General features: G+C 44.5%; 28 protein-coding genes. 18 read left to right on the top strand and 10 right to left on the bottom strand.

Features of this window, described 5'->3' with window-relative positions; all coding sequences use genetic code 11:
* Positions 1 to 28 precede the first annotated feature (28 nt).
* The 12 genes from B3V56_RS05655 (at position 29) to rluB (ending at position 12,551) form a co-directional block, all read left to right on the top strand.
* Complete coding sequence (locus B3V56_RS05655; protein WP_286305764.1) at positions 29 to 583, top strand: thioredoxin family protein; 555 nt, start codon at positions 29 to 31, stop codon at positions 581 to 583.
* A gap of 26 nt (positions 584 to 609) precedes the next feature.
* A complete protein-coding gene (gene tkt, locus B3V56_RS05650; RefSeq protein ID WP_289284041.1) occupies positions 610 to 2,598 on the top strand; it encodes a transketolase in 1,989 nt (662 codons plus the stop codon).
* Between the two features lie 153 nt (positions 2,599 to 2,751).
* The gene (gap, locus tag B3V56_RS05645; RefSeq protein ID WP_286305762.1) at positions 2,752 to 3,750 is read left to right on the top strand and encodes a type I glyceraldehyde-3-phosphate dehydrogenase; all 999 of its coding nucleotides are present in this window, start codon (positions 2,752 to 2,754) and stop codon (positions 3,748 to 3,750) included.
* Positions 3,751 to 3,881: 131 nt separating this feature from the next.
* Positions 3,882 to 5,069 (top strand): phosphoglycerate kinase, encoded by a 1,188-nt coding sequence (locus B3V56_RS05640; RefSeq protein ID WP_289282652.1) that lies wholly within the window; start codon positions 3,882 to 3,884, stop codon positions 5,067 to 5,069.
* Positions 5,070 to 5,080: 11 nt separating this feature from the next.
* The gene (pyk, locus tag B3V56_RS05635) at positions 5,081 to 6,535 is read left to right on the top strand and encodes a pyruvate kinase (protein ID WP_289243735.1); all 1,455 of its coding nucleotides are present in this window, start codon (positions 5,081 to 5,083) and stop codon (positions 6,533 to 6,535) included.
* Positions 6,536 to 6,573: 38 nt separating this feature from the next.
* A complete protein-coding gene (gene fba, locus B3V56_RS05630) occupies positions 6,574 to 7,617 on the top strand; it encodes a class II fructose-bisphosphate aldolase (protein WP_289282651.1) in 1,044 nt (347 codons plus the stop codon).
* Positions 7,618 to 7,762: 145 nt separating this feature from the next.
* Positions 7,763 to 8,137: a fluoride efflux transporter CrcB gene (crcB, locus tag B3V56_RS05625; RefSeq protein WP_289243737.1), complete on the top strand. Its 375-nt coding sequence runs from the start codon at positions 7,763 to 7,765 to the stop codon at positions 8,135 to 8,137.
* Positions 8,134 to 8,436 (top strand): DUF190 domain-containing protein, encoded by a 303-nt coding sequence (locus B3V56_RS05620; RefSeq protein ID WP_289282650.1) that lies wholly within the window; start codon positions 8,134 to 8,136, stop codon positions 8,434 to 8,436. Before crcB ends, B3V56_RS05620 begins: the two co-directional genes overlap by 4 nt.
* A 4-nt stretch (positions 8,437 to 8,440) precedes the next feature.
* Positions 8,441 to 9,712, top strand: a complete 1,272-nt coding sequence (gene serS, locus B3V56_RS05615) for a serine--tRNA ligase (RefSeq protein WP_289282649.1) — start codon at positions 8,441 to 8,443, stop codon at positions 9,710 to 9,712.
* On the top strand, positions 9,705 to 10,382 hold the full coding sequence (locus tag B3V56_RS05610; RefSeq protein WP_289282648.1) for a site-2 protease family protein: 678 nt from the start codon (positions 9,705 to 9,707) through the stop codon (positions 10,380 to 10,382). Before serS ends, B3V56_RS05610 begins: the two co-directional genes overlap by 8 nt.
* Before the next feature lie 31 nt (positions 10,383 to 10,413).
* Positions 10,414 to 11,631: a tryptophan--tRNA ligase gene (locus B3V56_RS05605; RefSeq protein WP_286305754.1), complete on the top strand. Its 1,218-nt coding sequence runs from the start codon at positions 10,414 to 10,416 to the stop codon at positions 11,629 to 11,631.
* Positions 11,632 to 11,651: 20 nt separating this feature from the next.
* Entirely contained in the window at positions 11,652 to 12,551 is a 900-nt protein-coding gene (rluB, locus tag B3V56_RS05600) for a 23S rRNA pseudouridine(2605) synthase RluB (RefSeq protein WP_289282647.1), read from the top strand.
* A gap of 15 nt (positions 12,552 to 12,566) precedes the next feature.
* Here rluB and B3V56_RS05595 read toward each other — a convergent pair whose 3' ends face one another.
* The 8 genes from B3V56_RS05595 to ispB all read right to left on the bottom strand — a co-directional run bounded on the left by B3V56_RS05595 (position 12,567) and on the right by ispB (position 19,333).
* A complete protein-coding gene (locus B3V56_RS05595; protein WP_289282646.1) occupies positions 12,567 to 13,484 on the bottom strand; it encodes a GGDEF domain-containing protein in 918 nt (305 codons plus the stop codon).
* Between the two features lie 113 nt (positions 13,485 to 13,597).
* Positions 13,598 to 14,305 carry an SDR family NAD(P)-dependent oxidoreductase gene (locus tag B3V56_RS05590; protein ID WP_289284040.1) on the bottom strand — a complete coding sequence of 236 codons (708 nt, stop codon included), beginning with the start codon at positions 14,303 to 14,305 and terminating at the stop codon, positions 13,598 to 13,600.
* Between the two features lie 6 nt (positions 14,306 to 14,311).
* Positions 14,312 to 14,671: a hypothetical protein gene (locus tag B3V56_RS05585; RefSeq protein WP_286305750.1), complete on the bottom strand. Its 360-nt coding sequence runs from the start codon at positions 14,669 to 14,671 to the stop codon at positions 14,312 to 14,314.
* 57 nt (positions 14,672 to 14,728) lie between these two features.
* The gene (gene hpnE / locus B3V56_RS05580) at positions 14,729 to 16,003 is read right to left on the bottom strand and encodes a hydroxysqualene dehydroxylase HpnE (RefSeq protein WP_289282643.1); all 1,275 of its coding nucleotides are present in this window, start codon (positions 16,001 to 16,003) and stop codon (positions 14,729 to 14,731) included.
* Entirely contained in the window at positions 16,000 to 16,848 is an 849-nt protein-coding gene (hpnD, locus tag B3V56_RS05575) for a presqualene diphosphate synthase HpnD (protein ID WP_289282642.1), read from the bottom strand. Before hpnD ends, hpnE begins: the two co-directional genes overlap by 4 nt.
* Positions 16,845 to 16,961, bottom strand: coding sequence for a ferredoxin (locus B3V56_RS14690; protein ID WP_339608336.1), 117 nt, complete (start codon positions 16,959 to 16,961; stop codon positions 16,845 to 16,847). Before B3V56_RS14690 ends, hpnD begins: the two co-directional genes overlap by 4 nt.
* 237 nt (positions 16,962 to 17,198) lie before the next feature.
* Complete coding sequence (locus B3V56_RS05565) at positions 17,199 to 18,284, bottom strand: HD domain-containing phosphohydrolase (protein WP_289243745.1); 1,086 nt, start codon at positions 18,282 to 18,284, stop codon at positions 17,199 to 17,201.
* A gap of 80 nt (positions 18,285 to 18,364) precedes the next feature.
* Complete coding sequence (ispB, locus tag B3V56_RS05560; RefSeq protein WP_286305745.1) at positions 18,365 to 19,333, bottom strand: octaprenyl diphosphate synthase; 969 nt, start codon at positions 19,331 to 19,333, stop codon at positions 18,365 to 18,367.
* A gap of 168 nt (positions 19,334 to 19,501) precedes the next feature.
* Here ispB and rplU point away from each other — a divergent pair, with 168 nt between their 5' ends.
* The 4 genes from rplU to proB all read left to right on the top strand — a co-directional run bounded on the left by rplU (position 19,502) and on the right by proB (position 22,416).
* Positions 19,502 to 19,813, top strand: coding sequence for a 50S ribosomal protein L21 (rplU, locus tag B3V56_RS05555; protein WP_007144452.1), 312 nt, complete (start codon positions 19,502 to 19,504; stop codon positions 19,811 to 19,813).
* Between the two features lie 23 nt (positions 19,814 to 19,836).
* Complete coding sequence (rpmA, locus tag B3V56_RS05550; protein WP_289283084.1) at positions 19,837 to 20,094, top strand: 50S ribosomal protein L27; 258 nt, start codon at positions 19,837 to 19,839, stop codon at positions 20,092 to 20,094.
* A gap of 120 nt (positions 20,095 to 20,214) precedes the next feature.
* Positions 20,215 to 21,279, top strand: a complete 1,065-nt coding sequence (cgtA, locus tag B3V56_RS05545; protein WP_286305744.1) for an Obg family GTPase CgtA — start codon at positions 20,215 to 20,217, stop codon at positions 21,277 to 21,279.
* 6 nt (positions 21,280 to 21,285) lie between these two features.
* On the top strand, positions 21,286 to 22,416 hold the full coding sequence (gene proB, locus B3V56_RS05540) for a glutamate 5-kinase (protein ID WP_286305743.1): 1,131 nt from the start codon (positions 21,286 to 21,288) through the stop codon (positions 22,414 to 22,416).
* Between the two features lie 75 nt (positions 22,417 to 22,491).
* On the opposite strand, the gene rpsT is transcribed toward proB, so the two are convergent.
* Positions 22,492 to 22,752, bottom strand: coding sequence for a 30S ribosomal protein S20 (gene rpsT / locus B3V56_RS05535; protein WP_091712336.1), 261 nt, complete (start codon positions 22,750 to 22,752; stop codon positions 22,492 to 22,494).
* Positions 22,753 to 22,885: 133 nt separating this feature from the next.
* Here rpsT and B3V56_RS05530 point away from each other — a divergent pair, with 133 nt between their 5' ends.
* Both B3V56_RS05530 and B3V56_RS05525 read left to right on the top strand, forming a co-directional pair.
* Positions 22,886 to 23,665 (top strand): exodeoxyribonuclease III, encoded by a 780-nt coding sequence (locus B3V56_RS05530; protein WP_289243746.1) that lies wholly within the window; start codon positions 22,886 to 22,888, stop codon positions 23,663 to 23,665.
* Between the two features lie 57 nt (positions 23,666 to 23,722).
* Positions 23,723 to 23,899 carry a DUF6435 family protein gene (locus tag B3V56_RS05525; RefSeq protein WP_289243747.1) on the top strand — a complete coding sequence of 59 codons (177 nt, stop codon included), beginning with the start codon at positions 23,723 to 23,725 and terminating at the stop codon, positions 23,897 to 23,899.
* Positions 23,900 to 23,917: 18 nt separating this feature from the next.
* Here the strand turns inward: B3V56_RS05525 and B3V56_RS05520 are convergent.
* On the bottom strand, positions 23,918 to 25,053 hold a 1,136-nt coding region (locus B3V56_RS05520), incomplete at its 5' end, for an RQC domain-containing protein (protein ID WP_289284039.1).

Raw genomic sequence — 25,053 nt, 5'->3', positions numbered from 1 at the left:
ACATAAAGTATAACTGTAGTGAGCGTTTATGGCTTTAGAGACACCAGTCTGTGAATTTGGTTTGCCTGCTGTGGATTTTTCTCTGCCAGGAACAGACGGTAAAATCTGGACATTAGAAGACTGTCGTGGTGAAAATGGATTGTTAGTTATGTTCATTTGTAACCATTGCCCTTATGTAAAAGCGGTAATAGATAGATTGGTACGTGATACGAATGAGTTGAAAGCATTAGGTATCAATTCTGTCGCGATTATGTCTAATGATGTGAACGAGTACCCTGAAGACGCGTTCGACAATATGAAACAGCTTGCGATACAGCAAGCGTTCTCATTTCCATATCTGTACGACGAAACACAACAGGTTGCCCAGGCTTATGGTGCAGTCTGCACACCCGATTTTTTTGGTTATAACAGTGATTTGCAACTACAATATCGCGGTCGTTTGGATGCCAGTAGAAAAGAAGCCGCAGCATCTGATGTCAGACGAGATTTGTTTGAAGCAATGAAACAAGTGGCAGAAACAGGCCACGGCCCAGAAAATCAAATACCTAGTATGGGTTGCTCGATCAAATGGCGGGCAGCTTAATTTTTTTTAATAGGAGAATGTAGATAATGGCTACACGTAGACATTTAGCTAATGCAATCCGTGCGCTCAGCATGGATGCAGTACAAAAGGCAAACTCGGGTCACCCCGGTGCGCCTATGGGTATGGCAGATATTGCCGAAGTGTTATGGAATGACCATTTAAAACACAACCCAAATAACCCAAATTGGGCTGATCGTGACCGTTTCATCCTATCTAATGGTCACGGTTCAATGTTGATTTATTCATTGTTGCATTTGTCAGGTTATGACTTGCCAATGGATTCACTCAAAACATTCCGTCAATTACATTCACAATGTGCAGGTCACCCAGAGTATGGTTATGCACCAGGTGTTGAAACAACAACAGGTCCATTAGGTCAAGGTATCACCAACGGTGTTGGTTTTGCGATGGCTGAAAAACTGATGGCTGATCAATTCAACAAGCCAGGTCATGACATCGTTAACCACCACACTTATGTCTTCATGGGCGATGGTTGTTTAATGGAAGGTGTTTCTCATGAAGCATGTGCTCTTGCTGGTACATGGGGTCTGGGTAATCTGATCGCATTCTGGGATGACAACAACATCTCTATCGACGGTCACATTGATGGCTGGTACACAGATGACACTGTTAAACGTTTCGAAGCTTACGGCTGGCACGTTCAATCAGTAGATGGTCACGACTCTGATGCAATCAATGCAGCTATTGAAGCAGCGAAAAAAGTGACTGACAAACCGTCATTGATTTGCTGTAAAACCATCATTGGTTTCGGTTCACCAAACAAATCTGCTAGCCATGATTGTCATGGTGCGGCATTAGGTGAAGAAGAAGTTGCATTAACTCGTAAAGAGTTAGGTTGGGACTACGAACCTTTTGTTATTCCTGAAGACGTTTATGCGGGTTGGGATGCGAAAGCGAAAGGTGATGCTGCGGAAGCTGAATGGAACAAAAAATTCGACGCTTATGCTGCTGAATACCCAGAATTAGCTGCTGAATTTAAACGCCGCATGGCAGGTGAATTACCCGCTGACTGGAAACAATTCACAGATAAAATGATCGCTGATTTCAACGATAAAGCAGAAAGCGTTGCTTCACGTAAAGCATCACAAAACGTTATCACTGCTTTAGCACCTGAATTACCAGAATTTATCGGTGGTTCTGCTGACTTAACAGGTTCTAATCTGACAAGCTGTTCAAGCTTCAAACATGTTTCTGGTAAAGAGTCAGGTAACTACATTTCATACGGTGTTCGTGAGTTTGGTATGTATGCCATCATGAATGGTATGGCACTGCACGGTGGTTTACTGCCTTACGGTGGTACGTTCCACATGTTCTCTGACTATGCTAAGTCTGCTTTACGTATGGCGGCATTGATGAAACAACGCACAATCGCTATTTTGACTCATGACTCTATCGGTCAGGGTGAAGACGGTCCTACTCACCAACCAATCGAAAACACAGCAGGTCTGCGTTACATTCCTAACATGGATGTATGGCGTCCTTCTGATGAAACTGAAGTGGCTGTTGCTTGGGTTGCTGCGGTTGAACGTAAAGATGGTCCTTCAAGCTTAGTATTAAGCCGTCAAGGTATTCCTGGTCGTAAACACGAGACAGCTGACTTTGAAGGTATCCGTAAAGGTGCTTATGTTCTGTCTGAAGCAGAAGGCGGCGCAGCGGATGTCATCATTATCGCGACAGGTTCTGAAGTTGACTTAGCGGTTAAAGCACAAGAAGAACTGAAAGCTGACGGTGTGAAAGCACGCGTTGTTTCTATGCCTTCAACTAACGTGTTTGATCGTCAAGACCAAGCTTACAAAGACAGCGTATTAACACCAGGTGTTAAACGTGTATCTGTTGAAGCGGGTGTGACTGACTTCTGGCGCAAGTATGTTGGCCTGGAAGGTGGTGTTGTTGGTATCGACACATTTGGTGAATCTGCGCCAGGTGGTGTGTTGATGAAACACTTCGGCTTCACCGTTGAAAATGTCGTTAAGACAGTTAAATCAGTACTGTAATTATTACTGGTTTAGAAATGAAGTAAAGAGATTGAACCAGTGGGCATCTGCTCACTGGTTTTTCTCTCTCTAAAGCTCGAAAGTCTAATAAGTGAAATTTCAAACTGAGATTTCAGTTCTTAGACAGACGGATATAGTGATAGGGGACTAAGCATGACGATTAGAGTCGGTATAAACGGTTTTGGCCGTATTGGTCGCATGGCGTTTCGTGCAGCCATCAAAGATTTTACAGATATTGAAGTGGTCGCTATCAATGATTTGTTAGATCCAGAGTATCTGGCCTACATGCTCAAATATGATTCTGTACATGGTCGCTTCCATGGTGAAGTCGAAGTCAGAGACGGCAACCTGGTGGTCAATGGTAAAACTATTCGCATTACTGCCGAACGTAACCCAGCAGACTTAAAATGGGATGAAGTCGGCGCTGATCTAATCATCGAATGTACAGGTTTTTTCCTGACTGAAGAAAGTTGTCAGGCACATATTGAGGCGGGTGCTAAAAAAGTAGTGCAGTCTGCGCCATCAAAAGATCACACCCCGATGTTTGTTTTCGGGGTTAATCACAAAGATTATGACGGTCAGTCAATTGTATCTGCCGCATCCTGTACAACCAATGCCCTAGCGCCTGTTGCCAAAGTATTACACGATAGCTTTGGTATTAAGCGCGGCTTGATGACCACCGTCCACGCGGCGACAGCGACTCAAAAAACAGTCGATGGCCCATCAATGAAAGATTGGCGTGGTGGTCGTGGCATTTTAGAAAATATCATCCCATCATCAACTGGTGCTGCGAAAGCGGTCGGTAAAGTTCTACCTGATTTGAATGGCAAATTAACGGGTATGGCTTTCCGTGTGCCCACGTCAGACGTCTCTGTTGTGGACTTGACGGTTGAACTGGAAAAAGACGCAAGCTACGACGATATCTGCACAGCGATGAAAGCAGCCTCAGACGCTGAATTAAAAGATGTACTCGGTTATACAGATGAAAGCGTAGTATCAACAGACTTCCGTGGTCATACTGCGCCTTCTAACTTTGATGCGGGTGCGGGTATCGCACTGGACAAGACCTTCGTAAAAGTGGTTGCATGGTATGACAATGAATATGGTTATACTTGCAATATGATGCGTCTTGTTCAATACGTCGGTCGTTAATTCATTCTTTTTCCAATAAAAAAACGAAGGCTTTCTGAATCCAGAAAGCCTTTTTTTATGGTCAAACTGTTCTAGAACGTTATACTTTGTGATGAAAGTCACAATTTTAATTATTCACGAGGAAAATCATCATGTCTGTAATCAAGATGGCTGATCTGGATTTGGCGGGTAAGCGTGTACTGATTCGCCAGGATCTCAATGTGCCACTGAAAAAAGGTGTGGTTGCTGATGGCACCCGAATTCATGCTTCATTGCCTACTATCGAAATGGCATTAAAAGCTGGTGCAAAAGTCATGATCATGTCACACCTTGGCAGACCCACTGAAGGTGAATACGAACATCAATACTCATTGGCGCCGGTAGCCAATTATTTATCTGCTTTATTAGATCGCCCGGTGCGACTTGAACAAAACTGGTTGGAACCCGAGTTCATTCCTGTTGAAGCGGGTGAAGTCGTACTTTGCGAAAATGTGCGATTTAATAAGGGTGAAAAGGCGAATGATGAAGCCTTATCTCGTCGCATGGCGAAGTTATGTGATGTGTTTGTGATGGACGCGTTTGGCACCGCCCATCGTGCTCAGGCTTCGACTCATGGTGTGGCGAAGTATGCGCCCATTGCTTGTGCTGGTCCACTACTGGCAACAGAATTCGAGGCACTGGCTAAGGCATTAGATAATCCAGCAAGACCACTTGTCGCCATTGTGGGTGGCTCAAAAGTATCAACAAAATTAACCGTTCTAGAATCATTATCAAAAAAAGTGGATCAGCTTATCGTCGGCGGCGGGATAGCCAACACCTTTATTGCAGCCGAAGGTTATCAAGTGGGTAATTCACTTTATGAAGAAGATTTGATTGATACCTGTAAAAAATTACGCGCAGAAGCCCAAAATCGTGGCGGGGATATTCCGGTCCCTGTTGATGTCGTATGTGGAAAGCACTTTGCTGAGAATGCAGAAGCTGAAACCAAAAAAGTGGCTGATATTGTGGCTGATGACATGATTTTTGATATTGGTCCAAAATCTGCCGCTGCTTTAACAGAAATTTTAAAAAATGCCGGTACCATTGTTTGGAACGGTCCTGTGGGTGTATTTGAATTTAATCAGTTTGGTGAAGGTACAAAAGAAGTCGCGATGGCCATCGCTGAGTCTGATGCATTTTCTATTGCTGGTGGTGGTGATACATTAGCGGCAGTGTCTAAATATAAAATTTGTGACGATATTTCTTATATTTCAACCGGTGGCGGTGCATTTCTAGAGTTTCTTGAAGGCAAGAAGTTACCTGCTGTTGATATTCTGGAGCAGCGCGCCGCACAATCATAAAGGAGTTTCATGTGACGGCCATAAGACGAACAAAAATTGTTGCGACTTTAGGGCCGGCCACACAAAGCCCTCAAGTACTGGATGCGATGATCGCAGCCGGAATGAATGTGGTCAGGCTCAACTTTTCTCATGGTGAGTCTGACACACATCTTGCACTTGCTGAGCTTGTCAGAGAGCGTGCCCGTTTGCAGAATAAACAAGTCGGTATTCTGGCTGATCTGCAGGGGCCTAAAATTCGTATTTCTCGATTCAAGCAAGGGTCGGTAGTACTGGAGGAGGGAGCACCTTTCATTCTGGATGCCCAGCTTGGCAAAGAGGATGGAAACGAACAACAAGTCGGTATCGACTACAAAGCGCTACCACGAGACGTCAAAGCGAAAGATACCTTGCTGTTAGATGACGGTAGAATCGTGTTACGAGTGGATACGGTCGATGCACATAAAATTCATACAACAGTGAGTTTTGGTGGCGTTCTCTCCAATAACAAGGGTATCAACCGTCTTGGTGGCGGCCTTTCTGCAAAAGCCTTAACAGATAAAGATAAACAAGACATAAAGACTGCTGCCAGTATGCAGGCGGATTACCTTGCAGTGTCTTTCCCTCGCTCGGCTGATGATATTCATCAGGCGAGACAATTATTACGTGACGCAGGCGGCTATGGGGCTATAGTGGCAAAAATCGAGCGTGCTGAAGCCGTTGAGGCGATTGACGAGATTATTGCGGCGACGGATGCGATTATGGTGGCGCGCGGTGATCTGGGTGTGGAAATGGGAGACGCCGCATTACCGCCTATCCAAAAACGTATCATTGGGCTGGCTCGCAAAAAGAACTGTCTGACCATCACCGCCACTCAGATGATGGAGTCAATGATAACGAACCCAATCCCGACTCGGGCAGAAGTCTTTGACGTGGCTAATGCCGTACTCGATGGCACAGACGCGGTGATGCTATCCGGAGAAACCGCTGTAGGCAAAAACCCAATAAAAACGATAGCAGCGGTTGACCGTGTCTGTCTTCAAGCTGAACTGGAGCGTGAGATACGGGTATCACGACACCGGATAGACTCACACTTTGAACGCATGGATGAAGCCATCGCGATGGCTGCGATGTATACTGCAAATCATCTTGATGTCAAAGCGATCGCGGCGTTGACAGACTCAGGAGCGACCACATTATGGATGTCCAGAATTAGTTCAGGCATCCCCATCTTTGCCCTGACGCCTCACGAAAAAACGGCACGAAAAGTCACCTTATATCGAGGTGTATATCCGTTGGAATTTGATGTAGAACATCACGACCATGCACGGATGAATAAAGAGATGATTGATGAACTTGTGCGCCGGGGTGTAGTTGCTGAGGGGGATATTGTCATCATAACCAAAGGTGATCTTGAAATTCAGGGCAGCACCAATGCCATGAAAATTGTCAGGGTGGGAGATATGGCTGAACCCAGACAGATAGACTAAGCTCACCTCAAAATAAATTTTTCTTTACAGGAGGCTTTATGGCCCTGATTACGTTGCGACAATTATTAGACTATGCAGCTGAACATGATTTTGCTGTTCCCGCATTTAATGTCAGTAATATGGAGCAAGTACATGCCATCATGCAAGCGGCTGACAAGGTAGATAGTCCGGTGATCATGCAAGCCAGTGCTGGCGCCAGAAAATATGCCGGTGAGCCATTTTTACGTCACTTGGTACTCGCAGCAGTTGAAGCCTATCCTCATATTCCTATCGTTCTGCATCAGGATCATGGGGCCAATCCGGATATTTGTATTCGCTCGATTCAGTCAGGTTTTACCTCTGTGATGATGGATGGCTCTTTACGTGAGGACATGAAAACGCCTTCAGACTTTGAATACAACAGTCAGGTAACAAAAACGGTGGTCGATATTGCCCACGCTTGTGGTGTGTCTGTTGAGGGGGAATTGGGCTGTCTAGGCTCGCTGGAAACAGGCATGATGGGCGAAGAAGATGGTCATGGTGCTGATTCAGCCTTAGACCACAGTCAATTACTGACGGATCCTGAAGAGGCAGTGGAATTCGTCAAAATCACCCAGGTAGATGCTTTAGCTGTGGCTATTGGCACCAGTCATGGTGCTTATAAATTTACACAACCACCGACAGGCGATGTGCTCGCCATTAGCCACTTGAAAACATTGCAACAAAAACTACCTGATACGCATTTTGTGATGCATGGTTCAAGCTCTGTGCCGCAAGATTGGCTGAAAATCATTAATACGCATGGTGGTGATATTGGCCAAACCTATGGTGTACCAGTGGAAGAAATTGTTGAAGGTATTCAATACGGGGTGCGTAAGGTGAATATCGACACCGATTTGCGTATGGCATCAACGGGATCCATTCGTCAGTTTCTCACTGATGAACACAATAAAGCTGAATTTGATCCAAGAAAATTCTTTAAAGCAGCTACTCAAGCTATGCAAACAATTTGTGAAGCGCGTTATCAGGCGTTTGGCAGCGCAGGTCATGCTAGCAAAATTGTGCCTGTTTCCTTAGGCAAAATGGTTGAAAGATACGGCTAATGCTTGATAACAGTTTGTTTGTCAGTGATTTGTATTCGCTATGACAGGCATATGATTGAATGCTATTTTCCTCATTAAACAATCAGTTGCGAGCCTTAGGCCAGAATACGGTAAACTACCTGTTTTTGGGTAGGGAATGTTGTTCGTGCACCAAATAATTGCTATTGCCGCAGGTGGTGCAGTGGGTGCCGTACTGAGGTTTGTTGTTTCCAATGGTGTCTATCGTATTTTAGGCCGGGACTTTCCATATGGCACGTTGGCTGTTAATGTGCTCGGTTCTCTACTGATGGGGTTTCTCTTCATTATCTTTATCGAGAGAGAGTTAGGCATGACGGAATGGCGTTCTGCCATTTTAATTGGGTTACTTGGTGCTTTTACAACGTTTTCGACATTTTCAATGGAAACCATGGCTCTGCTTGAAGCAGGCGATGTGACCAAGGCGATGCTGAATATACTTCTAAGCGTTTTACTCTGCCTGATGGCGACATGGGTAGGATTGAGCTTGGGGAGACAATTATGAGTCGGATAGATGTCACGATGGTGCGAGTGTACCTGGCTGAAGGACGCGATCATGGCGATAGCGTTATAAAGTTATTGGAAAGCTCCGATATTAAAGGTTTTACCGTGTTTCGCGGGATTGCTGGATTGGGTGCTGAACATCAATTGCATAAAGCGTCGTTATTGGATTTATCACCCGAGTTACCCTTAGTGGTCGAGTTTTTTGATTCCCCACAAAAAGTAGAAAAAATTATCACACAGCTAGAAAGTATGGTTAAGCCAGATCATATTGTGAGCTGGACGGCACAATCTGGAAAATAAAAGAATGTTAGATCCTAAGTTATTAAGAAATGAAACTGAACAGGTAGCTGAGCAATTAGCCCGTCGAGGCTTTGTTTTAGATGTTGCCCTATTAGCAAAACTCGAAGAAGAACGAAAACAGGCCCAACTTGAAGCTCAGGAGTTACAAACTGAACGAAACAGTCGTTCTAAAAATATTGGTAAAGCCAAGGCCGCGGGTGAAGATATCTCGCCATTACTTAAAGAGATTGAAGATTTAGGTGATCGCCATAAAGCGGCTGAGTCACGATTGAATGAAGTTTTGGCGCAGTTAGAACAGATCGCCATGGGAATACCTAATATTCCACAAGCTGATGTGCCTGCCGGTCAAGATGAGAGTGAAAATCAGGAAGTCTTGCGTTGGGGAGAGCCACGACAGTTTGATTTTGAACCAAAAGATCATGTTGATCTGGGTGCAACTTTAGGCATGGACTTTGATACCGCAGCAAAAATCAGTGCTGCCCGTTTTGTGACTTTATCAGGGCCTTTAGCTAAGTTACAACGTGCTTTAACGCAATTTATGCTGGATTTACATAGTGAGAAGCATGGTTACACTGAAACCTATGTGCCTTACTTGGTCAATGCAGACTCTTTAAGAGGAACGGGGCAGTTACCTAAATTTGAAGAAGATCTGTTCAAAGTGAATGATGGTGAGTTTTATCTTATTCCCACAGCTGAAGTGCCTGTCACTAATATTGTTCGTGACAGCATTTCTGAAGATGCTTCTCTACCATTGAAATTTGTTGCTCACACACCCTGTTTCAGAAGTGAGGCCGGTTCATACGGTCGTGATGTGCGCGGGTTAATTCGTCAGCATCAGTTTGAAAAAGTTGAGTTGGTACAAATCGTTCGCCCAGAGGATTCTGCTGCTGCACATGAAGAATTAACTGCACATGCTGAGAAAGTATTGCAGCTATTAGATTTACCTTATCGCAAGGTGAATCTGTGCACGGGTGACTTAGGGTTTTCTTCAACAAAAACTTATGATCTGGAAGTCTGGTTGCCAAGTCAACAAACGTACCGAGAGATTTCATCTTGTAGTAATTTTGGTGATTTCCAGGCGCGTCGTTTACAAGCTCGCTGGCGCAATCCTGCGACAGGTAAACCTGAGTTGGTTCACACCTTAAATGGTTCAGGTCTGGCCGTTGGTCGAACTCTGCTGGCGTTGATGGAAAATCATCAACAAGCGGATGGTTCTGTCCTCATTCCTGAGGCATTACGTTACTATATGGGCGGTCAGGACAGTATTCGTGTTTGAGTTTAGTCTGGTCCAGAAAATCATTATCTGGGCGATACCTGTGTTATTTGCCATCACGGTTCATGAAGTTGCACATGGCTGGGTAGCACTAAAATTAGGTGACAGAACAGCACAAATGTTGGGAAGGCTCACACTCAACCCATTCAAACATATTGATCCTATCGGTACGGTGCTGGTTCCCGGCTTATTATTGCTGCTCGGTGGCTTTGTGTTTGGCTGGGCAAAACCCGTACCGGTGAGCTATCAGAATCTGCGTCAGCCCAAACGCGATATGGCTTGGGTGGCTGCAGCAGGTCCCGCTGCTAATTTTATTATGGCGGTGATATGGGCCATCGTTGCCAAGCTAGGATTAATGTTAATCCAGGCTGACATCAGTTTGGGGCAGCCAATGATGTTTATGGGCGTGGCAGGCGTATTAATCAATACAATGTTAATGATGCTTAATTTACTGCCTATTCCACCCCTCGATGGTAGCCGTGTGTTATCGAGTTGGTTACCAGGGCCGGTGGCTTATAAATTCAGCAGAATAGAACCTTATGGTTTCTTTATTTTGTTGGGACTACTTTATTTCGGTATTTTAAGTTTGATTTTATGGCCATTGGTCAGTGCAATGCTCAATTTGCTGGTGATGGTGTTTGGTTTACCAGCGCAAATATTCAGTATTTTATAGTTAGCTAATTAAGGCTTATCAGGAGAACATTTTGGATACGGTTGCAATACAGTCCCGTCGCATTGTTTCAGGCATGCGTCCCACAGGACAACTGCATTTAGGGCACTATCATGGCGTTCTGAAAAACTGGATTAAATTACAGCACGAATTTGACTGCTTTTTCTTTGTTGCAGACTGGCATGCGCTGACAACACATTATGAAGACAGCAGCATTATCGAAAATAGTGTCTGGGAAATGGTGATCGACTGGTTAGCCGCTGGCATTGAGCCATCAACAGCATCGCTTTTTTTACAGTCAAAAGTCCCCGAGCATGCGGAATTACACTTGTTATTGTCGATGATGACGCCACTGTCATGGTTGGAACGTGTTCCGACCTATAAGGATCAACAAGAAAAGTTGAAAGAAAAAGATCTATCAACATATGGTTTCTTAGGCTATCCCTTATTACAAAGTGCTGACATTCTCATTTATCGTGCAGGACAAGTACCTGTCGGTGAAGATCAGGTAGCCCATGTTGAGTTAACACGTGAAGTCGCTCGTCGTTTTAATCATCTTTATGGTCGTGAAAAAGATTTTGAAGAAAAAGCAGAAGCTGCGATCAAAAAAATGGGTAAGAAAAACGCAAAGTTGTACAATAACTTGCGTAAGTCTTATCAAGAACAGGGTGACGCGGACGCACTTGCTACGGCTAGAGAGTTGCTTAAAAATCAGCAAAACCTAGCTCTGGGTGATATGGAACGTTTGTTTGGCTATCTTGAAGGGGCAGGTAAAGTTATCTTGCCAGAACCAAAAGCGTTATTAACACCGGCATCCAAAATGCCGGGACTGGATGGACAGAAAATGTCCAAGTCCTATGGTAATACGATTTCGCTGCGCGAGCCTGATGATAGTCTTGCCGAGAAAATTAAACGTATGCCAACGGATACCAATCGTGTCCGTCGAACTGATCCCGGTGAACCTGAGCGCTGTCCTGTATGGCAGCTGCATGAGGTTTACGCTTCAGAAGATCAAAAACAATGGGTACAAGAAGGTTGTCGCAGTGCAAGTATCGGGTGTCTGGACTGTAAAGGTCCACTGATTGATGCTGTGAGTGCCGAACTGAGACCCATCCGTGAACGGGCGTTGGATTTAAGTCAACACCCAGAGGATGTCCGCCGTATTATTGATGATGGTAATGCTGCTGCCCGTGAAGTGGCGCAGGAAACCTTGGCGGAAGTCCGTTCATCAATGGGTTTAAATTATAAATAAAAGGTTGCTGACGCGGTTTTATGGCTGAACGTATTCAAAAAGTATTAGCAAGAGCGGGTTATGGCTCTCGTCGACAGGTTGAAACCTGGATTAAGGAAGGGCGCGTCACTCGAAATGGTGAGCTTGCAAGTTTAGGTGATCAGATTAGTGAAGGTGATCGTTTAAAACTCGATAATAAACCGCTTTCGCCGAAACGCTTGTGGCAAGAGCCTGCTAAGCAGGTCATTCTTTATAACAAGCCTGTTGGTGAAGTATGCACGCGTAAGGACCCTGAAGGTCGCCGTACGATCTTTCAGTCGCTGCCTATTCCGGAGCAGGGTCGTTGGGTGAGTGTTGGACGACTCGATTTAAATACCAGCGGCCTAATTATTCTGACCACTGATGGTGAGCTGGCGAATCGTTTGATGCATCCTTCCCTTGAAATGGATCGTGAGTATGCGGTACGTGTCTTGGGTGAAGTCACATCAGACATGATGCAGGCGCTGCGTGACGGCGTTATGCTTGAGGACGGTGAAGCTAAGTTTGCTGATATTCAGGAGTCTGGTGGCGAAGGTGCCAATAAGTGGTATCACGTGGTTATTCAGGAAGGTCGTAACCGTGAAGTGCGTCGTTTATGGGAAAGCCAAGGGGTACAAGTCAGTCGTCTGATGCGGGTGCGTTATGGACCTATCATTATTCCTAATAACCTGCGTATGGGGCACTGGACTAAGCTTGAAGGCTCAGATTTAGATTATCTCTATGAGCAAGCAGGGATGAAGCCTGTTAGCAAAGCCACCTCTGGACGTAAACAGCCGGCGGCAAAGCAAGAACGAGCTAAAAAAACGCGCCCGAGAAAAGAGTTTAGTACAAATAAAGCTGAACAAAAGCGTGATGCGGAAGAGGCTGCTCCAAAGAGAAGACCACGTATCAGAGGACATTAGTCAGTTTATAGTTACTTACGGTTGTCTGGCGCATACGGTCACATTTTTGCCCGTGTGTTTGGCTTCATAGAGGGCCATATCAGCGCGCTCAAACAAGTGGTAGCCCTCTTCATTCGTGTGGAGCTGGGCTACACCTAAACTCACCGTAAAGCTAAAGCTGTTTTTTCCATCATGTGACAGTATTTGAGAGACAGATTCACGTACTCTCTCTGCCACAATTTCTGCATCATGAATATTGGTTTCAGGCAGTAATAAAACAAACTCTTCACCACCAAATCTGAATGCCATATCACTACTACGGAGTGAATGATTAATCATATCAGCAAGTATTTTTAGTGCCTTGTCACCAGATGAGTGACCAAATTTATCATTGATAGATTTGAAATTATCGATATCGATCACGATAAGTGACAGAGGCGTGTCATGGCGTTTTGTTCTTTCTACTTCTCGTTGTAAGTTCTTCTCATAAGCTGCACGATTCCCTAGGTTTGTCAGATCATCTAACAATGCTGCAGCTAACGCTTTTTTATAAAGCAGACAGTTTTTGAGAGGGTGAACCAACAAGCTGAGTAAGTCTTCCAGGAAATTAATGTCAGCATCAGAAAACTTTTTACGCTGAGTGAAGGTGATGTCACCCAGATAATCCCCATTCATTTCAAGTTTGTAGTGGCAACGATGATGAAATTTCTGTGCGGAATCAATCTGCACTTTCATGCTACTGTTTTGATAATGGAAACTGCACTCAGGGAAAACGGCATCAACTTCGCGTTGAAATAATCCAAGCATGTCTTCAAGGATAAGACTGGTTTGTAGTATATAAGGCAGCTGTTGATGAACTTGTTCTGCTGTTTTTGTCTGCGCAATATCTTGTTTTGGCTTTAAGCCTTCAACAAGGCTTAGTCTTAGTTGATTTGTTGTTGATACGTGTTCCATGGGAGCACATCCTTATTCAAGTTATGAATATAACCTGCTATAAGTGTGCCAACAACTATTAATGTAATTAAATCAGTGTCTTACATTATTGATGCCGAAACTTTGACGCTAAACTAACCGGCTTGTTCCGCTTTTGTCATGAGTTTGGATAAGTATAAACCGACTATATCATCAGGTGATTTCAAGCCTTCAGGATTGCGTGCTGGATAAGCCCGTGCAAATAAGCTCGTTCTCACTTCACCAGGATCAATGGTGCTGACGCTGACTTTTCCTTCAGCTTCAAGCTCGTCCTGCAGTTGAGCCGCAAAGGCTTCTATCGCAGCCTTACTGATACCGTAAGCGCCCCAGTAAGCAGTATGCTTGTGAATATCTGTAGTGAAAATAAGCTGGCTATTTTGCTGCTTGAGCAGAGGAAGACAAGCCTGGGTAAGTAAATAGGCAGCTGTCAGGTTGATATGCAGGGTTTCAGCCCATGTTTTAGCATCTTGATTGATAACCGGCGCTAACTGTCCCAAGGTAGCGGCGCAGTGCACTAATGCATCTAATCTGCCAAAGTTATCAGAGATAGTTTTGGCTAACTGTTTATAGTCATCCACTGTTGCTCCCTTGAGATCAAGAGGGTAGATGGCTGGAGTGATACCCGTTTGTTCCACAATCTCATCATAAACACTCTCAAGTTGTGGAACCTGTTTGTCCAGTAGGATGACTGTAGCACCTGCGTTTGCGCAGGCTTTTGCTACTGAGGCACCGATGCCTTGAGCGGCACCGGTGATAAGAATAATTTGCTGAGCCAATTGGCCATCCTCAGTATGTAATTGCATTAAGATTTATTCAGCTGGTACGAATTGGCTGAATTGTGCAACATCGTTGTGGAATTGTACTGCTGTAATACCATCTTTTTTATGCCATTCAAGGTGATCAACCGTCAATGAGTCGATTTTGTGTGTCTGGGTAACATCGGGTTCACCCCATTTTGCAATGGCTTCTTCTTTGGTCATACCAGCAATGGTGTCAGTTTCATCAGTCACTGTACCGGCTGTGTCCGTTGTATCATCACTGCTCATTTCAGCAGATGAAGGGGTAGAGGCATCGTTAGATTCTGTTTGGGCAGTGTTGTCATCGCCGCAAGCAACGATAAATGTACCTAAAAATAACGCAATTAAAAGTAATTTAATCTGTTTCAGCATAGCATTCCCTTATTGTTATAAATATTGAGCCATAAAGTATAGCAAGTGATTAATCGCTTAGCGAACCGTGTTGATTGTCATTATCAATTCGGCGGCTTTCTCACCATTAATCACCGCACCCTCTAGTGTAGCAGGATACAGGTTATGAATAATATCACCGGCTAAATACAATCCATTTACTGAGGATTGTGTATGTGGCCGATCTGAGCTGACATCAACGTAACTGCTGAAGGTAGCTCGTTTTTCACGGATAACATAACCATCAATCAATGCTGAGGTAATGACTAAGTCAGCTTGGCAAAGTTCATCGTGTAAGCGATCGATAAGCTCATCATTCGTTGACTCAAGATGCTTGCCCGGCCCACTGATGACAATGGCAAGTAGACCATTACCCCGATCAAATACCCATTGCCCTAAAGTGCCGCTTAAACCCAATAGTGGACGGGACAGTTTTGTGTCAGGCGTATATTGCAAATAGACGGTAATAATTGGGTAAAAACTTGGTTGAGAGGATGACCAATATTTACCCATCAGACGTTGTGTCGTGTGAGATCCAGTCGCGATAATAATATTGTCAGCTTTCAGGTGCCTATCATCGGCTGTGACAACACCCATCGCTTTATTCTCTTCTATCAGAATGGATTTGACACGTTTTTGCAAAGAAATTTCTCCGCCTTTTTGCTGAATATAGCGTTCAGCATAGGCAGGTAAACTATCTCCAAGAGGGACTTTGGGAATGAGAAAGTCAGCATATTCACGTTTTTTGAAGGTGCCTAATAAAACGTTAGCAAAAAGATGAGTAGATGCTTCTGAAACAGGTGTGTTCATGGTCGCGAGACATAGTGGTTCCCATAATTGCTTAATGAGTCGCTCGCTTTGTTTTTCTTTTTTTAGCCAGGTTAAGACAGGAATATCGTCTAGTTTCTTTTGCAAACGAGCCTTAAACATAAGCCGAGATAGTTGCACAAAAACAGGAAAGCCATTGAGTTGCCAAGTTTTTATTATCAGTGAGAGTGGCCAGGGGAGATACCGGGTATCTGTCAAGGTTAAATCAGCAAAATAAGGGTGGTGTATTGATACATTTAAAGGAAGACGTCGAAACAGCTCAGATTCTTCGGCACCTATGTCCTGCAATAATTTTAAAGTCTGCTGATAGGCGCCAATCAGCAGATGCTGGCCGTTATCAATGGTTTGCTCGTTCCAAGAAACATTTCGCGCGCGCCCTCCTAACTGCTTTGCCGACTCGATTAGATGGACCGACTCACCTTGTTCAAGTAAACGCACAGCAGCAGCAAGTCCACTCCAGCCGCCGCCAACAATTATGGTGGTCATTGTTGATGTTTTTTTTCTGCTCTGGATGTACGCCAGGCTAACCAGAGTTTTTTTAAGGGCGTTAAAGAGACGCGCTGTTTCATCACGCGAAACTGGTCTTTTTCTATTTCATCAAGTGTCGCTTCATAGATAGCAGACATAATGAGTCCGGTGCGCTGAGCGTAACGATCTTCAGGAGGTAACAAGCCTTTTGCTTCTTGATAAAAAGTACGGGCACGATCCGTTTCAAAGGCCAGAAGAGCGGTTAGTTCTGGTGTTTGCTTAAGTGCCAGGATGTCATCTACTTTAACACCAAATTGGTCCATATCCTCTTGAGGTAAATAGATACGGCCACGCTCAGCATCTTCACGAACATCACGAATAATATTGGTTAACTGAAAAGCCAACCCCAGTTTTTCTGCATATTTAAGCGTCTGGCGGTGTTGATAACCAAAAATCTCTGCAGCAAGTAACCCGACAACACTGGCAACACGATGACAATACAACGCAAGATGTTTAAATGCCTCATATCTGTGTTGGTATAAGTCCATTTCCATGCCATCAATAATTTCAAGGAAATATTCTTGATGCAGCTCGAAATGCTGTAGTGCTTCTTCTAAGGCTTTACCAACTGGATGTGTGGCTGTTTTGTTGAATATATTCTCTACTTCCGTTCGCCACCAAGCTAAGGTTTGTGCCGCGACTTCTGGATCCGCTATTTCATCAACAGCATCATCGACCTCTCGACAAAAAGCGTATAACGCAGTGATGGCCTGGCGTCGTTGTGGCGGTAAGAACATAAAGCTGTAATAAAAGCTTGAGCCACTTTTTGCTGCTTTGTCGCGACAGTATTGATCCGGCGTCATTTAACTAGGCGTTCCACAATCGTGTCGTTTAGCAAGTGGGACTCAATGATTTCATCAATATCTGCTTCAGTTTCAAAGTGATACCAAGTCCCTTCAGGATAGATAACTAACATGGGCCCCAGCTTGCATCGATTTAGACATCCTGCATTATTCACCCGGACTTTCTTTATTTTTAGTTCTTTCACACGTTGTTTTGCGTAATCACGAAGCGACTGTGAACCATGCTCTCCGCAATTAGCACTGCCATCGTCTCGCTGATGAGTACAGAAGAATAAGTGATATTTATATATTTGAGCCATAGTTAGTAAGGATAGCGAACCTTTCAGCAACTAAAAAGCATTTAAGTGAAATTAAGCCATATCGGATGTTTCTGCGACATGATCAGGGAAGCGGGCACGGTAATGAAGGACTTGTTCGATGATGGTAAGAAAGTGTGTCACTAACTCTGGATCAAAATGTCGACCTTTTTGTTCAATGAGATAATCGACGGCTTTTTCAATTGGCCAGGCTTTCTTGTATGGACGCTCTGACGTCAACGCATCAAAAACATCCGATATGGAACAGATGCGGCCTTCAATAGGAATATCCTTGCCTTTTAAACCCTGTGGGTAACCTGATCCGTCCCATTTTTCATGATGAGTCAGTGCAATATTGCTGGCCAGTTTGAGTAGCGGCACATTCGTATCAGCTAATAGATCAGCCCCAATCCTGACGTGTGTTTTCATCACTTCCCACTCGTCAGCATCTAACTTTCCAGGTTTAAGGAGAATATGGTCAGGAATACCGATTTTTCCAATATCATGCATTGGTGCCGCAGTCAGTATATCGGCGGCAAAACTCTCATCTAAACCTGCTGCAAGCGCTAGCATTTGCGCAAAATGGCTCATACGCAATATGTGATTGCCGGTTTCATTGTCTTTATATTCTGCAGCCCTGCCTAAGCGTTTAATAATTTCAAGACGACTTTGTTCTAGCTGTTGTGTCCTGTGTCTGACCTGTTGTTCAAGTGTTTCATTCTGCGTCTTTACCTGTTTGTGTAACAAGCGGACTTCCAGCATGTTTCTGATACGTTGGATCACTTCAGTTTGATCAAAGGGTTTGGTGATGAAATCTTTGGCACCGGAACAGAGCGATTTTTTTCTGATTTCCTGAGTAAGTTCTGCAGTAATAACGAGAACTGGCAGGTAATCGTTCTGAATCGCTGTTTGTAGTGTTTGCATTACCTGAAAACCATCCATATCCGGCATGCGAATATCCAGTAGGATGAGATCGATTTCGTATTCAAAATAACGCTGTTCTACTTCCGCACCTCGTGTCGTAGAAAAAAGAGAAGTGAAACCAGCCTGATGCAGCATCTTCTCCAGTAATTTAATGTTGACGAGCTGGTCATCAACAATAAGAATTCTGGCATTTAAAATGTCACTGTTTGAGATCATATGCTGCTAATACCTCTAGCTATGCGAGCGGGATGGATTATGGTCTGCTCTTGTTAGCATATCGATGACATTAAATGCATTTAGTAATCGCGCTGTACTGAAAAGTCAGCTAACGATAATAGTGCTTGTTTATATTCACTATCTACAAGCAGGTCGAGTGAATCTTTAGCTTGCTTAACTTCCTGTTCTGCTGCCTTCGCTGTGTAGTCAATGGCGCCGGTTTCTTGAATGATCTGGATGATTTCAGTGATTCTATCCCGTTGCCCATTTTCTATCGCTTCTCGAATAATGGCTGCTTGCTCTGCATTGCCATGCTGCATGGCGTATATCAGTGGTAAAGTGGGTTTGCCTTCTGCAAGATCATCGCCGATATTTTTACCAATAGTCTCGCTGGATTGGCTGTAATCCAGTAAGTCATCCACTAATTGGAAGGCGCTGCCCAAGTGCATGGCGTAATTGGCCATTGCGGTTTCAATATGGGGCTCAGAGCCAGAGATGACTGCACCTAACTGGCCAGCAGCCTCGAATAATTTCGCGGTTTTATGATGGATAACCTCAAGATACCGTGCTTCGGTAGTATCTGCATCGTGACAATTTAATAGTTGCAGTACCTCGCCTTCAGCAATGACATTCGTCGTATGAGAGAGAATTTGCATCAATCGCATTGATTCAATTTCGACCATCATTTCAAAGGATCGAGTGTAGAGAAAGTCACCGACCAATACACTGGCTTCATTTCCCCACAGAGAGTTCGCTGTCTCCTGGCCGCGACGCATATCAGAATTATCCACGACGTCATCATGTAATAAGGTGGCGGTGTGAATGAATTCGATAATGGTGGCAAGATTAATGTGTTGGCTACCTTCATAGCCACATGCTCTGGCGGATAATATAGCGATGGCGGGGCGAAGCCTTTTACCGCCACTATTGATAATATAAAAGCCAAGTTGGTTAATGAGAGCAACATCTGACTGTAAGCGTTGTTGGATCAACTCGTCTACAGCTTTCATGTCATCTTGAATTAAAGAATAGATGGATTGGATATCCACGGAACCGTAATCTGCCTATAATGTGTAATTTAAACGCGTACTTTCTCATGAGCGAGAATACTGCGCAAATATTTCAATATGAATTTGATCTCCTTGAAGAAAGGAGATACAATTGCCGGTCTTTTGTGGGGTAACCCGCATTAACACTATTATACTTTGGAGACAGCGATGTACGCTATTGTCGCGACTGGCGGTAAACAATACCGAGTTAAAGAGGGCGAAAAGCTCCGCATTGAAAAATTGACTGCTGAAGCCGGTGATACGGTTGAGCTTGATAAAGTTCTGTTAGTTGGCGAAGGTGAAGACATCAAAGTTGGTGCGCCTTACCTGGACGGTGCAAAAGTGACTGCAAAAGTGGCAGCTAACGGCCGTGGCGATAAAGTGAAAATCGTCAAATTCAAACGTCGTAAGCACCATCAAAAACAGATGGGTCACCGTCAAGCATATACTGAAATCGAAATCACAGGCATCTCAGCCTAAGAATCGGAAAAGAGGTTTAAGAAATGGCTCATAAGAAAGCTGGTGGTAGTACTCGTAACGGACGTGATTCAGAGTCTAAACGCCTTGGTGTAAAACGCTACGGTGGTGAATTAGTGTCTGGTGGTAACATTTTAATACGTCAGCGTGGTACACGTTACCATGCAGGTCGTAACGTAGGTATCGGTAAAGACCATACTTTATTTGCAACAGCTGAAGGTAAAGTATTATTTGAGACCAAAGGTCCTCAAAACCGTACTTTCGTCAGTGTTGTTGCTGACTAAGAATATTTGTTAGCCCGTATGGGGCAAACAGCACAAAGCCCCGCTGATGCGGGGTTTTTTGTTTCTGGCATATACGTTTTATGACCAGAAAGAACATAAGATTAAGGTCGGGAAGCGACAATGAAATTTGTGGATGAAGCGAAAATTAAAATCAGTGCCGGTGGCGGTGGTAACGGCTGTTTGAGTTTTCGCCGTGAGAAATTCATTCCTTTTGGCGGTCCTGACGGTGGTGATGGCGGCGATGGTGGTGATGTCTACCTATTGGCAGATTCTCAGGTCAACACGCTGATTGATTTTCGTTATCAACGTAACTTTAGAGCGCAGCGTGGTGAGCATGGTCGTGGTCGTCTGTGTAGTGGTGCACGCGGTGAAGACTTGGTTATCAAAGTGCCTATTGGTACTGAAGCTTGGGATGATGATACCGATGAACTCATTGGCGACTTAACTAAGGACGGTGATAAGTTACTCGTCGCAAAAGGTGGTTGGCATGGTCTGGGTAATGCGCGCTATAAATCCAGTATTAACCGAGCCCCACGTCAAACCAGTGATGGTACTCCCGGGGAAGAACGTACATTGCGGCTGGAGATGAAGCTGCTCGCTGATGTCGGACTGTTGGGATTACCCAATGCGGGTAAATCAACCTTTATTAGTCAGGTGTCAGCTGCGCAACCTAAAGTCGCAAACTATCCTTTCACCACACTTTATCCGAATTTAGGTGTGGTTACCTTAAAAGACGTGCGCAGTTTTGTGATTGCCGATATTCCTGGCTTGGTCGAAGGTGCGGCAGAAGGCGCGGGTTTGGGGATTCAGTTTCTGAAACACTTAACGCGCACACGTTTACTTTTACATCTTGTTGATATGGCGCCAGTTGATGTGAAACAGGATCCGGTAGAAAGTGTACAGATTATTAATCGTGAACTGGAAAACTACAGTGAAGCTTTAGGTAGTCAGGACCAGTGGTTGGTTCTGAATAAAATGGACCTAGTCCCAGAAGATATTCGCGAAGATTTATGTCAAGAAGTGCTGGACCGACTGCAATGGAAAGGTAAAGTGTTCTACATTAGTGGTCAGAGTGGTGAAGGGTGTGATGCCCTCGTCAACGATGTCATGAATTATCTGGAAGAGTCTCGTGCCAGTGAAAAAGACAAAAGTGCAGATAGTTCACAGGATGATGTTCAGGAATAAACTTCAGTGACAGAGCCGCATCAGCAATTATTGAACACTAAGCGCTGGGTTATCAAAATTGGCAGTGCTTTATTGACCCGTATTGGTGAAGGTTTGGATACGGATCGTATCCGTTGGTTAAGCGCGGAAATAGCCGAATTGCGTCGCCAAGGTAAAGAAGTCGTGCTAGTCACATCTGGCTCTGTGGCTGCAGGCATGCAGAAGTTGGGCTGGAAAAGACGTCCACATGAAATTCATCGTCTGCAAGCGGCTGCCAGTGTTGGTCAGATGGAGTTGGTCAACGCCTATGCCACAGAATGTGGCAAGCACGGTATCCATACGGCCCAAATCTTACTGACTCACTCTGACTTATCAGATCGTGGTCGCCATCTTAATGCACGAAGTGCACTGCAAACGCTGCTCGAACTCGATATTCTGCCCGTGGTGAATGAGAACGATACCATTGCCACAGAAGAAATCCGCTTCGGAGATAACGATACCTTAGCTGCTATGACGGCCAATCTTGTTGAAGCCGATGTATTAGTTATTTTGACAGATCAAGATGGCTTGTTTGATTCTGACCCCCGCACAAATCCGAATGCTCGCATGATTGCCGCATCAGCTGCCAGCAATGCGGCACTTGATCAAATGGCCGGTGATAGCAAAGGTGAGCTCGGTCGCGGTGGTATGACCACTAAACTATTAGCTGCACGTCGTGCAGCACGTTCAGGTGCTTACACCGTTATCTTATCCGGTAAACATCCTGACAATCTTCGCCATCTGGCCGCGGGAAACGGCGTAGGCACATTACTGTGGCCTGACAATAAACCGATTACAGCGCGCCAACAGTGGTTGGTGGGACACTTAATTGCTAAAGGGCAATTGGTACTCGATGATGGTGCTGTGGCTGTGTTAAGAGAGCAGGGAAGAAGCTTGTTACCGGTTGGCGTAACCCATGTGGAAGGCCAGTTTACCCGCGGTGAACTGGTGATTTGTCGTGATGTGAATGGTAAAGAAATCGCCAGAGGCTTAGCCAATTATAATGCTGACGAAGCGCGTCTGATTAAAGGCAAACCCAGCACTGAAATTGAATCTATTCTGGGCTATGTTGGCGAACCAGAATTAATTCACCGTGATAATCTGGTATTAACCAGCTAATCAATAAAAAAACAAAATTGCAGACATAAAAAAACCGACGTAAAGTCGGTTTTTTTATAAAGTCGAAACTTTAAATTACATTGCGCGAACAGCGTTGTTCAAGCGGCTTTTACCACGAGCAGCAGTATTCTTGTGAATAATGCCTTTACCCGCCATACGATCTAATGCAGGCGCTGCAACTTTGAAAGCAGCAACAGCTTGTTCTTTATCACCAGCTGCGATTGCTTTTCTCAGTGCTTTAATCGTTGTACGCATCGCTGAACGTTGGCTGGCGTTACGCTGACGGTGTACTTCTGCTTGACGCGCGCGTTTTCTTGCTTGTGCCGAATTTGCCAAAGTGCTTCTCCTAAAAATTCATTTATCTGTAGCTAAACCTAGCTATCTGTATTTACAGATGAGCCCGACATTATCCGGATTTTAATCTGATTTGTAAATGGTATTATGTGATTATTTTTCAATAGGATGACCCATGCGCATAATCACAGCCAATGTGAACGGTATTCGAGCCGCCGCCCGTAAAGGTTTTTTTGACTGGTTGCCTAAACAAAACGCAGATGTTGTCTGTATTCAGGAAACCAAAGCCCAAGTTCATCAACTCGAAGATGATATTTTCAGGCCGCAAGGATATCACTGTTATTACCATGATGCTGAAAAAAAGGGCTACAGCGGTGTGGCATTGTATTGCAAAGCAGAGCCCGATGAAGTCATTGTTGGTATGGGCAATGAGGAGTTTGATGCAGAAGGTCGTTATATCGAAGCGCGTTTTGGTAATTTGAGCGTCATTTCACTGTATATGCCCTCAGGATCATCAAAAGAAGAGCGTCAATTGGTTAAGTATCGCTGCATGGATTTTTTCGAAATAAAAATGCAGGAAATGAAAGATTCCGGTCGCGATGTCTTAATCTGCGGCGATTGGAATATTGCACATAAAAATGAAGATATTCGTAACTGGAAAGGCAATTTGAAAAATTCAGGCTTCCTGCCTGAAGAACGAGCCTGGCTAGACAAGTTGTTTGATGACATGGGCTTTATTGATGCCTTCCGTGAGTTACCTCAGGAAGAACACCAATATACTTGGTGGTCAAACCGTGGTCAGGCCAGAGCGAACAACGTCGGATGGCGCATTGATTACCATATCTTAACGCCAAGTATGAAAGGCAAAGTTAAAGCAACTGAAATCTATCGAGACGAGTCATTTTCAGATCATGCACCACTTATTATTGATTACGACTACGAGCTGGCAGAATAAAAACGAACTTTATCGCGACATAACTCTCTGACTTATTTATTCATCAGAGAGTTATGTATGTGGTCATTATTCAAGTCCGATCCAGAGAAAAAGCTAAAAAAGCAACTAGCGCAAAAGCGTGAACAGGCATTAACTGCTCAGCGTAATGGTGATATGCGACTGTTTGCCTCGCTGACACAGGAATCTGAGGCAATATTGAAGCAGTTACAACAAGTGCAGTCTGATAAAGCCTGAACTTAGTCTATGTGTGCTCTAATACATTGAGGCAAGCACGCAACGAATTACACCATAATCATAAGCTTCATCCAGCGCCTGATAAATCGCTTTGAGGCTCTGCGACTCATCGCCTAAAGATTCAATGGTGAGCACAATTGTGTTGAGCTCGGCATCTTCCAGATCTAATACGTCTTTCACATCCAGCAAGCCGGCGTTGATGCCTTCAGCCAGATGGCTGTATACCGTGCTGAGTTTCAAATTGCGCTGTTTAGCAATGTTATCTATGCCATGTCCCTTTTCAAGTAATAACAGCGTGTCATTAATGGTGTCACTCAAGCCGTTATTAAGTAATTCTGATAAGGGATGCTGTTGAATCAGCTCTAAAAACGCATGACCATAATGATTGAGTTTCTGCTCGCCCACTCCGGAAATCCGTTGCATTGCCGCCATATCTGCAGGCCGGTAACGACACATTTCCAATAATGTCGCATCATGAAAAATAACATAAGGTGGCACACCATGCTGTTTGGCTATATCAGAACGTAATTGACGCAAGGCTTCCCATAGACGCTCGTCTTGTGGGCGAACAGCGGTTTGTCTTTTACTGGCTTTAGCCGTAGATTTTTTTGGAGACTGTTTTCTTAATTTTAATGTTTGCTCGCCGCGTAATACGGGCCGACATTTTTCTGTCAGTCGTAATGCGCCATAACGTTGAATATCAATATCGAGATAACCTGTGGCAATTAACTGCCGGAAAATGCCTCGCCATTGCGTCGCATTCAGTTCAGTGCCGATGCCATAAGTGCTCAACTTATCATGCTGATTATGTTTGATACGATCATCGTCACTACCCAGTAACACATCGATTAAATAATTCACCCCAAAACGCTGCTCAGTGCGGTAAACGCAGGATAGGGCTTTCTGTGCTATTTCTGTCGCATCAAAGCTTTCTGGCGGCGTTTGGCAGTTATCGCATTGGCCGCATTTTTCAGGGGCTTCTTCATCAAAATAGGCCAGTATGGCCTGACGACGGCAAGTGATGAGTTCACATAAACCGAGCATGGCATCTAATTTATGCTGTTCAACCCGCTTGATCATATCGGGCGCATTAGAGTCTTGCATAAACTGCCGCAGGGTAATGACATCCTGCAGGCCATAGGCCATCCAGGCAT

It is taken from the genome of Methylophaga sp. UBA2513 (assembly GCF_002341285.1).
Classification (GTDB): domain Bacteria; phylum Pseudomonadota; class Gammaproteobacteria; order Nitrosococcales; family Methylophagaceae; genus Methylophaga; species Methylophaga marina.
The sequence above is the reverse complement of the archived record's forward strand: the minus strand, read 5'-3'. Positions and strand labels throughout refer to the sequence as shown.